Here is a 15,117-nt window from a genome sequence, read left to right on the forward strand (position 1 = left end):
TGATCCTCAAATCGGGTCGTAAGGAAACACATGCGCCGACACTTCATCGGCGCGCGCAAAGCTGGGGCGGAAGGCGGGGACCAGTTCGTCGGCGATCGTCTCGGCGGTCCAGCCTTCGACCTTGGTCATCGAACGAATGGGGCGCGGTTTCGAAAAGAGCATGATCTCGTTCTTGCGCACCGAGAAAATCTGGTTCGTCACATCTTTCGACAGGTCGGAGGCGAGATAGGCGACAAGCGGCGCGATCTTGTCGGCCGACATTTCCTGCATCCGCGCGACACGCTGTTGCTGTTCGGGCGTGTCGGCGGGGATCGACGAGGTCATGCGGCTCCACGCGAAGGGCGCGATGCAGTTCGAGCGCACCCCGACGCGCGCCATGTCGAGTGCGATCGATTGCGACAGCGCGACGACGCCGAGCTTTGCCGCCGAATAATTGGCCTGGCCGATGTTGCCGATGAGGCCACTGGTCGAGGTGAAGTGGACGAAGCTGCCCGATTGCTGTTCGCGGAAATAGGGTGTCGCGGCTTTCGACACGTTGAAGACGCCGGTCAGATTGACCTCGATGACGCTCTTCCAGTCTTCGTAGCTCATCTTGTGCCAGATGGTATCGCGAAGGATTCCGGCATTGTTTACGACCGCGTCGATGCGGCCGAAGCGCGCGACGGCATCCTCGATGATGCCGGCCGCTTCCTTGGGATCGGCGACATTTCCGAAATTGGCGGCGGCGCGGCCGCCTGCCGCGACGATGTCGTCGGCGGTCGTCTGCGCGGGCGCCGCATCGCTGCCGTCGCCGGCCTGCGCAACGCCGGGGTCGTTGACGAGAACTGCCGCACCCTGTGCGGCACAGTGCAGCGCCAGTTCGCGACCGATGCCGCGGCCCGCGCCGGTGATCGCCACGACCTTGCCTTCAAGACACCGGCTCACGCTCGTCTCCCTCCCGATTCGATTGTTTTACCGATTTACAGGCTTTGGCGCGGCCGTTCAACATTAAGAATTGTTTTTCACTTATGTGAAAACTATATTGTCGCTATGACAGGCCCGATCCGTTCCGTGTCCCAAGCCTTTGCGGTTCTCCGTCTTCTTGCGGAGTCGCGGACATTGTCCTTGTCGGACATCGGCAGGTCGCTCGACCTCAGTCCGTCGTCCGCGTTCAATCTCCTCAAAACGCTTGTCGCCGAAGGGGTGATCGAGCGCGATGTGCGAACCAAGCGCTTCGCCATTGCACCCGCCTGGGCGGATCTTGAGGGCGTGCGCGATACGACGCGCAATCTTGCCGATCGTGCGCAACCGCTGATGACCGCCTTCGCGCAATCGTCCGAGGCTGCGGTGGGGCTCTGGAAAATGGTGTCGCGCGAGCGGCTGCAACTTGTCGCGCATGCGGCGAGCGATGCCGGGATGCGGCTTCAACTCGCGGACGCGCAGCGCCAGCCGCTCGGCGGAGGCGCGGCGGGGCGCGCGCTGGCTGCGGTACAGCAGGCCGACGATGCCGAACTCGCCCGGCGGTTTGCGCCGGTGCGCTGGCAAGCCGATCTGTCTTTCGATGCCTATGTCCGGCAAGTGCGCGATGCCGCCGTGCGCGGCTTTGCCATCGATCAGGAAACGGCCCACCGCGGGGTCTGCACGGTTGCGACCGGGCTTGCCGATATCGGGCAGGGCTTTTGCCTTTCGGCATCGATCCTTGCGGGATCGCGAAGCGAGACCGACGTCGCCGACCTGGGCGCTGCGCTCTGCCGGCTGCGCGACGAGCTATTGCGTCAAGACGGTTAGAAGGCGGCAGGCTTCAGATCGGCGTCATTTCCAGCCGGCGCATTTCGGTCGGCGCCATGCCGAAGCGGCGCGCGAAGGCGCGGGTGAAGCTGGCGTTGCTCAAATAGCCGCAGCGATATCCGATGCTGGAAATCGGCAGGTCGCTCTGCGCCAGAAGCTGGCGGGCATGGTCCAGCCGGCGTGCGCTGACCGCCTCGGGCACGGTACATTGATAGAGCTGGCGAAAGCCGTGGGTCAGCTTGGCTTTGCTCAGGCCGCAGCGGCGCGCGACGGTGCTGACGGTCAGCTTCTCTTGAAAATGCTCGTTGACCAGCTGATGGGCCGCGGCAACGCGCGTGATATCGTCTTCGCTGAGCGTCGTCGCGCCGCCGACTTCGACCATGCGATTCGCCTTGAGCGCGGCAAAAAGCTGGCACAATAATTCCATGCTGCGCGCGGTGCGGAGCATCGTCGGTGCCGGGCCGTCGCCGTCGACTGCGACGAGGGCGCGGCCGAGCCCGCGCAGGTCGGCGGGCAAGTACCAGCGGCCTTCTGCCTTGGGCAGCATATCGAACAGGTACATGCACGCCGTGCGGCTGACCGCGAACACGACCAGATGGTCGGTGGCGGCGTCGCCGAGGTCGTCCTCGCCGAGCATCATGACTGCCGGCTCGCCGATATCGCCGAATCCGAGGATCAGCGCGTCAGCGGGAAGATCGCCGGAATCGCAGGGCCCGCGCCCGACGAAGCTCGTGAATTCGGGGGAGATGAGGACGGAGCGCTTGCTGTTCATGGCGTGGCTATAGACGCCGGCATTCCGCATCGCACGCAAGAATGCCGGTGTCCGCCAAGCTCGCCTCGCTTCGCAATCGTCAGCCGATCGTGCTGGCGAGTTCGCGGTTGAGCCACAGCGCGACGAGCGTGCCGATCGCGCCCGACAACAGATAGGCGCCCGCCGCAAGCAGTCCGAAGTGGCTGGAGAGCCAGAGCGCGACCAGCGGCGCGAAACCGGCGCCGAACAGCCATGCGAGGTCGGAAGTGAAGGCCGAGCCCGTGTAGCGATGACGCGGGTGGAAGCTGGACGAGAGCGCGCCCGACGACTGGCCGAACGACAGGCCGAGCAAGGCAAAGCCGAGGACCATGAACGCCGCTTCGCCAAACTCGCCCGCGTCGAGCAGCTGCGGCGCGAAGCCGCTGAACGCGGCGATGGCGGCGGCGGTGGCGCCCAGCAAGGTGCGGCGGCCGAACCGGTCGGCGAGGGCGCCCGACGCGATGATCGTCCCGATACCGACGACGGCGGCGATCGCCTCGATCATCAGGAAGCGGACGGGGGATTCTTCGGTAAACAGGAAGACCCACGACAGCGGATAGACGGTAACCATGTGGAACATCGCAAAGCTGGCGAGCGGTGCGAATGCACCCGCCGCGATGACGCGCCATTCGGACCGCACCGTCTCGAGCAGCGGGGCGGGCTCGAGCTCGCGATTCTCGAACAATTCGGCATATTCGGGCGTCACCACGATGCGCAGCCGCGCGAACAGCGCGACGACGTTGATCGCAAAGGCGACGAAGAAGGGATAGCGCCAGCCCCATGCGAGGAAATCCTCCGCGGGCAGCGCCGAGATCAGGAACATGAAGAGCAGGCTGGCGACGATCAGGCCCAGCGGCGCGCCGAGCTGCGGGATCATCGCATACCAGCCGCGCTTCTTTTCGGGGGCGTTGAGGGCGAGCAGCGAGGCAAGGCCGTCCCACGATCCGCCGAGCGCGACGCCCTGTCCCATGCGGAACAGCGCGAGCAGCAGGGCCGAACCGATGCCGATCGAATGATAGCCGGGCAGGAAGGCGATCGCCGCCGTCGACCCGCCGAGCAAGAAGAGCGCGATCGTCAGCTTGGCGCCGCGGCCATAGGCGCGGTCGACCGCGGTGAAGATGATCGTGCCGACCGGCCGCGCCGCAAAGGCGAGAGCGAAAATGGCAAAAGACCACAAGGTTCCCGTGAGCGGATCGAGATGCGGAAAGACCAGCTTCGGGAAAACCAGCACCGATGCGATCGCATAAACGAAAAAGTCGAAAAATTCGGAGGTGCGGCCGATGATGACGCCGATCGCGATTTCGGCGGGGTCGATGCGGTGACTGCCCCCATCTTCGCTGGCACCGTGGAGGGCGCGGGCGTCGCGTTCGACCTCGGTGGTGGGCACGGTATCGGCAGCCATGGTGACAATCCTTGAGCTGGCGCCATCCGCAAGACAAGATGCGTTGGCACGAGTCGGTCATAGGGCAAAAGCGCCCGCAATGAAAATGCCCCTGCGCCATCAAGACCGGTCGCGGGATTGGACAAAATGTCCTATGTGCACTGCAACAAAGGAGGCCTAGGCGCGCATCATGCCAAGCAATCTCCCCCGTTTTCCCGTCCGGTTGCGGCTTTTGCCGCTGCTCGCCGTGCTGCCCCTGCTTTCGGGCTGCGGTCTGGTGGTGCTCGATCCCGCCGGCGACGTTGCACGCCAGCAGGGCGATCTGATCGTCCTTTCGACGGTGTTGATGCTGCTGATCATCGTGCCCGTGATGGCGCTGACGATCTTCTTTGCCTGGCGTTACCGGGCGTCGAACAAGGAGGCGACGTACAAGCCCGACTGGGATCATTCGACGCAGCTCGAGCTGATCATCTGGTCGGCGCCGCTGCTGATCATCATCTGCCTCGGCGCGGTGACGTGGGTCGCGACGCACCTGCTCGACCCCTATCGCCCGCTGGCGCGCACCGGGCCGGGCAAACCCGTCGCCGCAGAGGTCCGGCCGCTCGATGTCCAGGTCGTCGCGCTCGACTGGAAATGGCTGTTCATCTATCCCGAACAGGGCGTGGCGACGGTCAACGAGCTGGCTGTCCCGGTCGACCGGCCGCTGCGTTTCCGCATTTCTTCGTCGTCGGTGATGAACAGCTTTTACATTCCGGCGCTTGCCGGACAGATTTATGCGATGCCGGGCATGGAGACCAAGCTGCACGGCGTGTTCGACCAGACCGGCAGCTTCGACGGCTTCTCCGCCAATTATTCGGGCGCGGGTTTTTCGAACATGCGCTTCGCCGTGAAAAGCCTGCCTGCGGATGAATTCGCCAAATGGGTCGCCGAAACCAAGGCGTCGCAGGGCGGCAACCTCGATCGCCCGACCTATCTCAAGCTCGAAAAACCGAGCGAGAAGGAGCCGGCGCGCCGCTTCGCCTCGGTCGACCCACAGCTGTTCGACGCCGTCGTGAACATGTGCGTCGAACCCGGCAAGATGTGCATGCATGACATGATGTCGGTCGACGCCGCCGGTGGCGCCGGGATTGCGGGCATCCAGAATGTCCGCGCTATGACCTATGACAAATTTGCCGCGCGCGGCAGCGTCGAAGTCGCGCGCTGGAGCATGCGGTATGTCGCCGCCTATTGCAGCTCGCCGATCATGTCGAACGACCGGCCCGACGCCAAACCGGTCGAATCGGCGCCGCTGACGGGCGCGGGGCTCAAGCGGCCGAACGCGCCGCCGCCGCAGACCGCGTCCAACGCGGCCGCTACCCGACCCCAGTCCTGACCGCCCTGAACGCGAGCCCGAGATCATCATGACCCCGCACCCCGCCCCCGAAGCCGGTCCGTTCCTCGGCAAGCTGTCGCTCGACGCGCTGCCGCTGCACGAACCGATCCTCGTCGTCACCTTTGCCGCCGTCGTCCTTGGCGGCATCGCGGTTCTCGCGGCGATCACCAAATATCGCCTCTGGGGCTTTTTGTGGAAGGAGTGGTTCACCACTGTCGACCACAAGCGTATCGGGATCATGTACATGATCCTCGGCCTCATCATGTTCCTGCGCGGTTTTGCCGACGCGATCATGATGCGGCTGCAGCAGGCGATGGCGTTCGGCGGGTCCGAGGGCTATCTCAACGCGCATCATTATGACCAGATTTTCACCGCGCACGGCGTGATCATGATCTTCTTCGTCGCGATGCCCTTCATCACCGGCCTGATGAACTATATCGTCCCGCTGCAGATCGGCGCGCGCGACGTCAGTTTTCCCTTCCTGAACAATTTCAGCTTCTGGATGACGACCGCGGGTGCGGTGCTGTGCATGGTCTCGCTGTTCGTCGGCGAGTTCGCGCAGACCGGCTGGCTCGCCTATCCGCCGCTGTCGGGCATCGCCTACAGCCCCAATGTCGGGGTCGATTATTATATCTGGTCGCTGCAGATAGCGGGCGTCGGGACGACGCTGTCGGGGATCAACCTGATCGTCACGATCCTGAAGCTGCGCGCGCCGGGCATGGGCCTGATGAAGATGCCGGTGTTCACCTGGACCAGCCTGTGCGCCAACGTCCTGATCGTTGCCAGCTTCCCGATCCTGACCGCGACGCTCGCGCTGCTGACGCTCGATCGCTACGCGGGGACCAATTTCTTCACCAACGATTTCGGCGGATCGCCGATGATGTATGTGAACCTGATCTGGATCTGGGGTCATCCTGAGGTCTATATTCTGGTGCTGCCGCTGTTCGGCGTCTTCTCCGAAGTCACCTCGACCTTCTCGGGCAAAAAGCTCTTCGGTTACACCTCGATGGTCTATGCGACGATCTGCATCACCATCCTGTCGTACCTCGTCTGGCTGCACCATTTCTTCACCATGGGATCGGGTGCGAGCGTCAATAGCTTCTTCGGCATCACGACGATGGTGATCTCGATCCCGACCGGGGCCAAGCTCTTCAACTGGCTCTTCACCATGTACCGCGGCCGCATCCGGTTCGAGCTGCCGATGATGTGGACGGTCGCCTTCATGTTGACCTTTGTCGTCGGCGGGATGACCGGCGTGCTGCTCGCGGTGCCGCCCGCCGACTTTGTGCTGCACAATTCGCTGTTCCTGATTGCGCATTTCCACAATGTGATCATCGCCGGCGTCCTGTTTGGCCTGTTCGCGGCGATCAACTACTGGTGGCCCAAGGCCTTCGGCTTCAAGCTCGACGTGTTCTGGGGCAAGATCAGCTTCTGGTGCTGGGTGGTCGGTTTCTGGATGGCCTTCATGCCGCTCTATATCCTCGGCCTGATGGGCGTGACCCGCCGTATGCGCGTGTTCGACGACCCGAGCCTGCAGATCTGGTTTGTCATCGCGGCGCTCGGCGCGGCGGTGATCGGCGCCGGGATCGCGGCGATGCTCGTCCAGTTCGGTGTCAGTATCTGGCGCCGCAAGGAACTGCGCGACGAAAGTGGCGGCGACCCGTGGGGCGGCCGCACGCTCGAATGGGCGACCAGTTCGCCGCCGCCCGAGTATAATTTCGCTTTCACGCCGGTGATCCACGACCTCGACGCATGGCACGACATGAAACAGCGCGGGCACGACCGGCCGCTCACGGGCTATCGCGACATCCATATGCCGAGCAACACCGGCGCCGGGATCATCCTCTCGGGCATCTGTCTGGCCATGGGTTTTGCGCTCGTCTGGCATATCTGGTGGCTCGCCATCGCAAGCTTTGTCGCGGTGATCGGCGGCGCGATCTTCCACACCTTCAACTACAAGCGCGATTTCGACATCCCCGCGGCGACCGTGGCCGCGGTCGAGGACGCGCGCACCCGCCAGCTGGCGGCCGGAGCCTGATGCAATGAGTGCCCCCACCATGACAGCAAACACTTTGATCGCAAACCAGCCCGTCCAGTTCTACGACCTCGACGAGCATGCGCATCCCGAGGGGCACAGCACGATGCTGGGCTTCTGGATCTATCTGATGAGCGATTGCCTCATCTTCGCGATCCTGTTCGCCTGTTATGCGGTGCTGGGGGGCAGCTATGCCGCGGGTCCGGCGCCCAAGGACCTGTTCGACCTGAAGCTGATCGCGCTCAACACCGCGATGCTGCTCTTTTCATCGATCACCTATGGCTTTGCGGTATTGCAGATGCAGCAGGGCAAGGTGAAGGGCACGCAAATCTGGCTCGCGGTCACCGGGCTGTTCGGGCTCGCCTTCCTCGGGATCGAGCTTTACGAGTTCCACCACCTGATCGAGATCGGGGCGACGCCGCAACGCAGCGCCTTCCTGTCGAGCTTTTTCACGCTGGTCGGTACGCACGGGCTGCACGTGACCTTCGGCATCATCTGGCTGGTCACTTTGATGGTCCAGCTCGGCAAGCATGGCCTGATCGCCGCGAACAAGCGCCGGGTGATGTGCCTCAGCATGTTCTGGCACTTCCTCGACGTCGTGTGGATCGGCGTCTTCACCATTGTCTATTTGATGGGAGTGCTGCGATGAGCGCCGATCCTCACGCGGTCCACGAGATCGAGATGCCGCACGCGTCGATGCGCGACTATGTCATCGGCTTTGTCCTGTCGGTCATCCTGACCGCCATTCCGTTCTGGCTGGTGATGACGATGCCGCTCAGCGCGGGTGCCATTGGCGCGATCATCATGGTGTTCGCGGCGGTCCAGATCGTCGTTCATATGGTTTTCTTCCTGCATATGACGCCGAAGGCGGAGGGGGGCTGGTCGCTGACCTCGCTCGTCTTCACGATCATCGTTGTCGTGATCATGCTGGCGGGGTCGATGTGGGTGATGCATCATCTCAACACCAACATGATGCCGGCACCGCACGATATGCGACAGATACCGTGAAACGCGCCCGCCGCGCGGGTTTCGCCGCGGCGTCGCTGATCGTTGCGGTGGGCCTTGTGGCGCTCGGCGCCTGGCAACTCGAACGGCGCGTGTGGAAGCATGAACTGGTCGCGGCGGTCGAAACGCGCGTCCATGCGCCGCCGGTGGCTGCGCCGGGTCCCGATAGATGGGCGCGCGTTACTGCGAAGACCGACGTCTATCGCCGCGTGACCGCGAGGGGCCGGTTTCGCCACGATCGCGAGACGCTCGTTCAGGCGGTGACCGATCTCGGCGCCGGATATTGGGTGCTAACGCCGCTCGAAACCTCCGGATTTACCTTGCTCGTCAATCGCGGTTTCGTGCCCAAGGACCGGCGCGCGGCGGAGACGCGCGCGGCGGGCAATGCCGTGGGCGCGGTAACCGTCACCGGGCTGCTGCGGGTCAGCGAACCCGATGGCGGGTTCCTGCGGTCGAACGATGCGGCGGCCGATCGCTGGTATTCGCGCGATGTCGCTGCGATTGCGAAGGCGAGGGGGCTGGACAAGGCCGCGCCCTATTTCGTCGATGCCGACAACGCGCCCAATCCGGGCGGCTACCCGGTCGGCGGGCTGACCGTGATCCGCTTTCCCGACAACCATCTCGTCTACGCGCTGACCTGGTTCGCGCTCGCGGCGCTGGCGCTCTTTTTCGCGTGGCGGTTATGGCAAGTTGCGCCCGACCGGTCCAATATGGCGGACGAATGAGCGAAACCGATTTCCCGCTGACAGGGCTGCCGGAGGCCGACGCCGGACGCCGCAACATGGCGCTGCTGATCCAGTTGCGCTGGCTGGCGGTCGGCGGACAACTGCTGACGATTTTCGCCGTGCGTATGGCGATGGATATCCGGCCGCCGCTCCCGCCGCTGCTCGGCGCGATCGCCATCCTTGTCGCGATCAATATCATCAGCCTGCTGCTGCTCCAGCGCGGCCGCGCGGTGACCAATATCGAACTGACCGCGGCGCTGTTGTTCGACGTTGCGGCGCTGGCGTGGCAGCTTCACCACAGCGGCGGGCTCGCCAATCCGTTCGCCTCGCTTTTCCTGCTGCAAGTCGTGATTGGCGCCATCCTGCTGACCCCGCGTTCATCGTGGATGATCGTCGCCGCTACGCTGGTGGCGATCGCCGCCTTGCGCATCGATCCGACGCCCCTGGTCCTGCCCACGCCCTACGCGGGCGATCCGATGGGGCTCTATCTTGCCGGCAGCCTGATCTGCTTCGTGCTGATCGCGGTCTTGCTCGTCGCCTTCGTGACCCGGATCAGCCGCAACCTGCGCGACCGCGACGCCGCGCTCGCGTCGAGCCGCCAGCGCGCGGCGGAGGAGGATCATATCGTGCGCATGGGCCTGCTCGCCTCGGGCGCGGCGCACGAGCTTGGGACGCCGCTGTCGATCCTGTCGGTGCTGATCGGCGATTGGAAGGCCGCGCCGCGGCTCGCCGGCGATCGCGAGGTGCAGGAAGACCTCGCCGACATGGATGTGGCGGTCCAGCGCTGCAAGGCAATCGTCAGCGGCATCCTGATGTCGGCGGGCGAGGCGCGGGGCGAGGCGCCGCAACTCACGACGATGCGCGCCTCGTTCAACGAAATCGTCGCGCACACGCGCGCCGTGCGCCGCCCCGGCACGGTCGAATTCAACGATCGCTTCGGCGCCGACGTTGCGATCGTGTCGGACCCGGCGCTGCGGCAGGTGATCGGCAACGTCCTCGACAATGCGGCGGAGGTGTCGCCCGACTGGACGAGCATCACGACATCGCGCGACGGCGATATGGTGGTGATCGAGATCGCCGATCGCGGGCCGGGCTTCAGCGCGGAGATGCTGGAGGGTTTCGGCCAGCCCTATCGTTCGACAAAGGGGCGCCCCGGCGGTGGGCTGGGGCTGTTCCTCCTCGTCAACGTGCTGCGCAAGCTCGGTGGCGGCGCGAGCGTGTCGAACCGCGATGCGGGCGGCGCTTTGGTGCGAATATTCCTGCCCATTTCGGCGCTCGCACGCGCCGAGGGAGTAACGGCATGACCGATCAGCGGCAATTGGTGATCGTCGAGGACGACGAGGCGTTCGCCCGGACGCTCAAGCGCTCGTTCGAGCGGCGCGGCTATGACGTCCGCGTCGCGCACGGTCCCGATGCGCTGGGCGAATTGCTGAAGGACTGGCGCCCGGGTTATGCCGTCGTCGACCTGAAACTGGGCGGGGCATCGGGGCTGGCGTGCGTCCAGACGCTGCGCGCGGCGGACGCGATGATGCGGATCGTCGTGCTCACCGGTTTCGCGAGCATCGCGACGGCCGTTGAGGCGATCAAGCTCGGCGCGTCCTATTATCTCGCGAAACCCTCGAACACCGACGATATCGAGGCGGCGTTCGACCGCTCCGAAGGCAATGCCGACACGCCGGTGGGCGACCGCCAGTCGTCGATCAAGACCGTCGAGTGGGAGCATATTCACCAGACGCTGGTCGAAACCGACTTCAACATTTCGGAGACCGCGCGCCGGCTTGGCATGCACCGGCGCACGCTGGCGCGGAAACTGGAAAAGCGCCAGGTTCGCTGAGCCGGACGCGCGCGGCTATTTCTTCTCCACCAGTTCGCGCAGCAGGAAGGCGTGGAGCATCGCGGCGCGCACCGCATCCTCGGCATGGTCGGCGCCGACCGAATGGCCGCCTTCCAGATATTCGTGATAATAGACGCGGTTGCCATTCTCCATCAGCCGCGCGGCATATTTGCGCGCATGCCCGGGGTGGACGCGGTCGTCCTTGGTCGAAAGATAGAGGAAGATCGGCGGGTAGGTCACGCCCTTGCGGATGGCCTGATAGGGCGAATATTTCGACAGGAACGCCCAGTCCGCCGGGACATCGGGGTCGCCATATTCGGCCACCCATGACGCGCCCGCGAGCATCTTGTTATAACGGCGCATGTCCTTGATCGGCGATCCCGAGATCACCGCGCCGTACAGATCGGGGCGCTGCGTCATCGCCGCGCCGACGAGCACGCCGCCGTTGGAGCGGCCCGAGATCGCGATCTTGCCCTTGGCGCTAACGCCGGTCTTCACCAGATCCTCGGCGACGGCGTGCAGGTCGTCGAAGCTGTTCTGGCGCTTTTCGCGTAGCGCCGCATCGTGCCAGGCCGGGCCATATTCACCGCCGCCGCGAATGCCCGCGAGGACATAAGCATTGCCGTCCTCGACCCAGAACAGGCCGAGCGGGCCGGCGCGGTAGGGCTGGCCAGTGAGATAGCCGGGTGTTTGCGCCGAACGAAAACCGCCATAGGCGTGGATGAGCGCGGGAACGGGCGCGCTCGTGCCCTTCTTGCGCGCGATGAAGTAGGGGATTTTCGTGCCGTCCTTCGACGTCGCGAAGCGCTTTTCGACGCTCATGTCCTTGGCGTCGAAGGTCGCGGGCAGGCTCTGCACCGCTTGCGGCGCGGCGCTTTCAGACACCGCGTAGAGCGTCGGCGGCATCAGCATTGTCTCGGCGCTCGCGAAGATCGTATCGCGCTTGCCGATCGCGCCCGCGATGTTGACGGTGGCGTTGGCAGCGAGCGGGACCTCCTTCTGGGTCCAACGGCCGGTCTTTGCGTCGCGGCGCAGTGCAAAGAGCTTGCCCTCGACATCGTCGAGCGCCTTGACCCAGAGGATATTGTCGGTCGCCGAGACGTCCTCGATCGCCTGCGCCTTCGTCGGCGCCATGACCGGAATGACTGCCACCTGCCGGTCGGCCGCCATGTCGTCCAGCGACAGCGAGATCAGAGAGCCCGCGGGAAAACCCTCGCCGAGCTCCTTGTTGAGGAAGACGATCGCCTGTCCGCCGAGCACGTCGCGAAGGCTCGCGGTGTCGGGAATGATCGTCGGATGATAGGTTTCGCCGCCGACGACGCGGATCAGATAGTCGGTTGTGTAGAAGGTCTTGCCGCGGCTGATCATCGGCCAGCGCTTGTCGCCGTCGACGAGTGCGAAGACATTCATGCCGACATCCGCTTGCTCGCCCTCGGCCACCGTCGTCGCGGCCGACAGCGGCGTGCCGCGTTTCCAGCGCTTGACGATGCGCGGATAACCCGACGCGGTCATGCTGCCCGCGCCATAGTCGGTCGCGACGAGCAGGGCGTCGGCGCTTTCCCACGTCACGCTGCTCTTCGCCTGCGGCAGCGTAAAGCCGCCGTCGACGAAGCTTTTGGTCGTGCGGTCCCATTCGCGCACGATGTCGGCATCGGTGCCGCCGGGGCTCAGCGAGACGAGGCAACGTTTATAATCGGGGGCAAGGCAGTCGGCACCGTGCCAGACCCAGCTCTGCTTTTCGGCTTTGCCGAGCGCGTCGACGTCGATCAGCGTCGTCCAGACGGGTTTGCCCGCGAGATACGCATCGAGCGGGCTTTGCCGCCACAGACCGCGCGGATTGGCGGCGTCGCGCCAAAGGTTGGTGATCATGTCGCCCATCACCTCGCCGGGTTCGGCGATCTGGCGGTCGTCGTCGAGGATTTCGCGCGCGCGCTTGCGGTCGGCTTCGAAACCCGGTCGGCCGGTGATCAGCTTGTCGGTCGCGGCATTCTCTTTCCGGACCCAGTCGAGCGCTGCCTTGCCCTCGATATCCTCGAGCCAGAGATACGGGTCCTTCGCATCCTGTGCGGCCGCCGCGACGGCGGTGAACGAACAGCTGAGGGCAAGCGCGGCAAGGCTGGCGCGGATCATTCGATAGTCTCCCCTGGGGTGTGGTGGCGCTGTGCTAGCAGCATTGGACACCGCAGGGGAAGACGGCGAAGCGCTTACTGGTCGATGATGATCGTGCCGGGGTGGTGCTTGTCGAGATGCTTCTTGATGATCTTGAGGTTGCGCGTGTTCGACCGGAAGAAAAAGTCGAAGGCGTCGCCGACGAGCGGGACGGCGCCGAGCGCGGTGTCGACGCCGAGGTTGCCGACCATGCGCCAGATCTTCCATTTCGGCATACCCAGGTTGCGGGCCTCCCAGATCAGATAGGCGCCCATCGTCGCGGCGATGATATCGCCGACGACGGGGACAAGGCCGACGATCGCGTCGAGCCCGACCGGACGGTTGATGCCGGGGATGATGAAGGCGCGTTCGAGCAGGATTTCCAGCGTCTCGACGCGCTTGCGCAGCGCCGCGGGATCGTTGCGATTGGAAATCAGCGCATCGAAAATCGCGTCGGGATTGGGGGACGAAGGGGCCATTCGGGTCCTTTCAAAAGCGCTCGAAGGTGCAGCGCCACTGTATTAGTTAGGTAAGGCGATCAGATGATTCAATGGGTGTTGCGCGCGGCCGTTGGCGCGCAGGCCCGTCAGGCGCTGCGAGGCGACCGACCAGCGCAGCGGTGTCGCAAGCGGGATGAAGGGCGCATAGCGGCCGAGAACGCCCTCCGCCTCGCTCACTTGTTGCGCGCGCTGGCCGGTGTCGATGTTGCGCACCGCCAGATCGAGCAACTCCTGCACCTCCCGGTTGCACAGGGTGTCGCGCCGGCACGACAGGCGGCGGAGCGCCCAGAGGGCGTCGTCGTTGGGCGCGACTTCGTCGATCAGGCGGAGGTCGGTGGCTGCCGCCATGCCGACGCGGCGGCTCGGCACCCCGATCGCGGCGAAATCGGCCGAGACATAAGCAAAAAGGATACGCCCGCCCGGGGTGTCGGGGACGGCGATGCGGAGCGGTTCGATCTCGCGCCCCGTACCGCGCCAGGCATCGACGACGCGCTTCGCCTGCGCGAGCCGCGAGGCTTCGTCATATTGCGTCCATGCGGGCACGAGCGGCGCGGGGCCGCCATCGCGGGCGTAGAGCGCCGGGCGCAGCGTCACCTGCGGCTGCCATTCGGTGAGTCCGAAGGCTTCGATCAGCCGCTCGCGCCGGATCGCGCGCACGAGAGCCTCGCGATTCACATCGGTTGAAAGAAAACCCTCGGCACGGACGAACGACAGGCCGAACAGGCCGGGGACCGGATCGACGACGAGCCGCGAGCGGCCGATGTTCGACGCAGCAAAATAGGGGAGGGTCGAAAAGCGGCCGCCGACAACGCCGTCGGCATAGCCGTTCTTGAAGCGCGCGAGCGCGCCCGCAGGCGAGGTGGCGACCAGTTCGATCGAGGCGGCCGGGTCGTTGGCGGCGGCTTCGGCGGCCTCCTGATCCTCGGCGAGTGGATCGGGGACGGGCGAAAGCAGCACCGCGCGGCCGATCTTGCGCGCGCGCATCGGTCCCCATCCCATGCCCTTGTTCACGATCGCCATCGACGGTTGGGCGAGCAGCTCGAGGATCGCGGGCTGCGGTACCGCGAGGCGGATTTCGATAACCGTGTCGGTCATCGCCTTGATCGTCTCGATTTCCGGAAAATCGGCCTTCAGGACGTGGCGGCTGGCCGGCGCGAGATAGCCGCGCAGGATGGCCGCGACGTCTTCGGCGGTGACCTTGCGGCCGTTCGTCCATTTGGCCTCGCGAAGGCGGAAGATATAGCTGCGCCCGTCGGTGGTGACGGTCCAGCGGTCGGCAAGGCCGGTGTCGATCTGTCCTTCGCCGTCATAGCTGACGAGACCTTGCGACGTCGCGTCGAGCAAAGCGGCATTGGCGGCCGACAATTCGCCGTTGATCGGGTTGGCCGCAGCGTTGAGCGGGCCGATCGCGGCAATTTTGACCGGGCCGCGTTCGCCGAACAGGCCGCAGCTCGACATGGTGAGCGCAAGGGCGGCCGCCGCTGCCATCACCGTGGCGGTGCGTCCGTATCTGCCTCGACCCGTCATTATGCGCCTTGTCCTCCAAATCGTGTAAGCCAA

The 15,117-nt window shown here is 64.9% G+C and carries 14 protein-coding genes; 8 read left to right on the forward strand and 6 right to left on the reverse strand.

Annotation, left to right across the window (positions count from 1 at the left end):
- Positions 1-6: 6 nt before the first annotated feature.
- The gene (locus AC07NV_RS15890) at positions 7-924 is read right to left on the reverse strand and encodes an SDR family NAD(P)-dependent oxidoreductase (RefSeq protein ID WP_495167357.1); all 918 of its coding nucleotides are present in this window, start codon (positions 922-924) and stop codon (positions 7-9) included.
- A 105-nt stretch (positions 925-1,029) separates the two neighbouring features.
- On the opposite strand from AC07NV_RS15890, the gene AC07NV_RS15895 reads away from it, so the two are divergent.
- Positions 1,030-1,767 carry a helix-turn-helix domain-containing protein gene (locus AC07NV_RS15895; protein ID WP_495167358.1) on the forward strand — a complete coding sequence of 246 codons (738 nt, stop codon included), beginning with the start codon at positions 1,030-1,032 and terminating at the stop codon, positions 1,765-1,767.
- Positions 1,768-1,780: 13 nt separating this feature from the next.
- Here AC07NV_RS15895 and AC07NV_RS15900 read toward each other — a convergent pair whose 3' ends face one another.
- Both AC07NV_RS15900 and AC07NV_RS15905 read right to left on the reverse strand, forming a co-directional pair.
- Complete coding sequence (locus AC07NV_RS15900; protein ID WP_495167359.1) at positions 1,781-2,539, reverse strand: helix-turn-helix domain-containing protein; 759 nt, start codon at positions 2,537-2,539, stop codon at positions 1,781-1,783.
- 79 nt (positions 2,540-2,618) lie between these two features.
- Positions 2,619-3,959, reverse strand: coding sequence for an MFS transporter (locus AC07NV_RS15905; RefSeq protein ID WP_495167360.1), 1,341 nt, complete (start codon positions 3,957-3,959; stop codon positions 2,619-2,621).
- A 169-nt stretch (positions 3,960-4,128) separates the two neighbouring features.
- Here AC07NV_RS15905 and cyoA point away from each other — a divergent pair, with 169 nt between their 5' ends.
- From cyoA to AC07NV_RS15940, 7 genes are read left to right on the forward strand one after another with little or no spacing between them, the layout of a single operon-like run.
- Positions 4,129-5,310: a ubiquinol oxidase subunit II gene (cyoA, locus tag AC07NV_RS15910; protein WP_495167361.1), complete on the forward strand. Its 1,182-nt coding sequence runs from the start codon at positions 4,129-4,131 to the stop codon at positions 5,308-5,310.
- A gap of 28 nt (positions 5,311-5,338) precedes the next feature.
- Positions 5,339-7,348 (forward strand): cytochrome o ubiquinol oxidase subunit I, encoded by a 2,010-nt coding sequence (cyoB, locus tag AC07NV_RS15915; RefSeq protein ID WP_495167362.1) that lies wholly within the window; start codon positions 5,339-5,341, stop codon positions 7,346-7,348.
- A gap of 19 nt (positions 7,349-7,367) precedes the next feature.
- The gene (gene cyoC / locus AC07NV_RS15920; RefSeq protein WP_495167363.1) at positions 7,368-7,994 is read left to right on the forward strand and encodes a cytochrome o ubiquinol oxidase subunit III; all 627 of its coding nucleotides are present in this window, start codon (positions 7,368-7,370) and stop codon (positions 7,992-7,994) included.
- The gene (gene cyoD, locus AC07NV_RS15925) at positions 7,991-8,353 is read left to right on the forward strand and encodes a cytochrome o ubiquinol oxidase subunit IV (RefSeq protein ID WP_495167364.1); all 363 of its coding nucleotides are present in this window, start codon (positions 7,991-7,993) and stop codon (positions 8,351-8,353) included. The genes cyoC and cyoD overlap by 4 nt, the downstream gene beginning before the upstream one ends.
- The gene (locus AC07NV_RS15930) at positions 8,350-9,075 is read left to right on the forward strand and encodes an SURF1 family protein (RefSeq protein WP_495167365.1); all 726 of its coding nucleotides are present in this window, start codon (positions 8,350-8,352) and stop codon (positions 9,073-9,075) included. The genes cyoD and AC07NV_RS15930 overlap by 4 nt, the downstream gene beginning before the upstream one ends.
- Positions 9,072-10,379, forward strand: a complete 1,308-nt coding sequence (locus AC07NV_RS15935; RefSeq protein ID WP_495167366.1) for an ATP-binding protein — start codon at positions 9,072-9,074, stop codon at positions 10,377-10,379. The genes AC07NV_RS15930 and AC07NV_RS15935 overlap by 4 nt, the downstream gene beginning before the upstream one ends.
- On the forward strand, positions 10,376-10,909 hold the full coding sequence (locus AC07NV_RS15940; RefSeq protein ID WP_495167367.1) for a response regulator transcription factor: 534 nt from the start codon (positions 10,376-10,378) through the stop codon (positions 10,907-10,909). The genes AC07NV_RS15935 and AC07NV_RS15940 overlap by 4 nt, the downstream gene beginning before the upstream one ends.
- A 15-nt stretch (positions 10,910-10,924) precedes the next feature.
- On the opposite strand, the gene AC07NV_RS15945 is transcribed toward AC07NV_RS15940, so the two are convergent.
- From AC07NV_RS15945 to AC07NV_RS15955, 3 genes are all read right to left on the reverse strand, one after another.
- Positions 10,925-13,039, reverse strand: coding sequence for a prolyl oligopeptidase family serine peptidase (locus AC07NV_RS15945; protein WP_495167368.1), 2,115 nt, complete (start codon positions 13,037-13,039; stop codon positions 10,925-10,927).
- Positions 13,040-13,113: 74 nt separating this feature from the next.
- Positions 13,114-13,536 carry a DUF4112 domain-containing protein gene (locus tag AC07NV_RS15950; RefSeq protein WP_495167369.1) on the reverse strand — a complete coding sequence of 141 codons (423 nt, stop codon included), beginning with the start codon at positions 13,534-13,536 and terminating at the stop codon, positions 13,114-13,116.
- A 42-nt stretch (positions 13,537-13,578) separates the two neighbouring features.
- Positions 13,579-15,084 carry an ABC transporter substrate-binding protein gene (locus tag AC07NV_RS15955; protein ID WP_495167370.1) on the reverse strand — a complete coding sequence of 502 codons (1,506 nt, stop codon included), beginning with the start codon at positions 15,082-15,084 and terminating at the stop codon, positions 13,579-13,581.
- Positions 15,085-15,117 lie beyond the last annotated feature (33 nt).

The sequence above is a fragment of the Sphingopyxis sp. GW821-FHT10B01 genome, assembly GCF_059415685.1.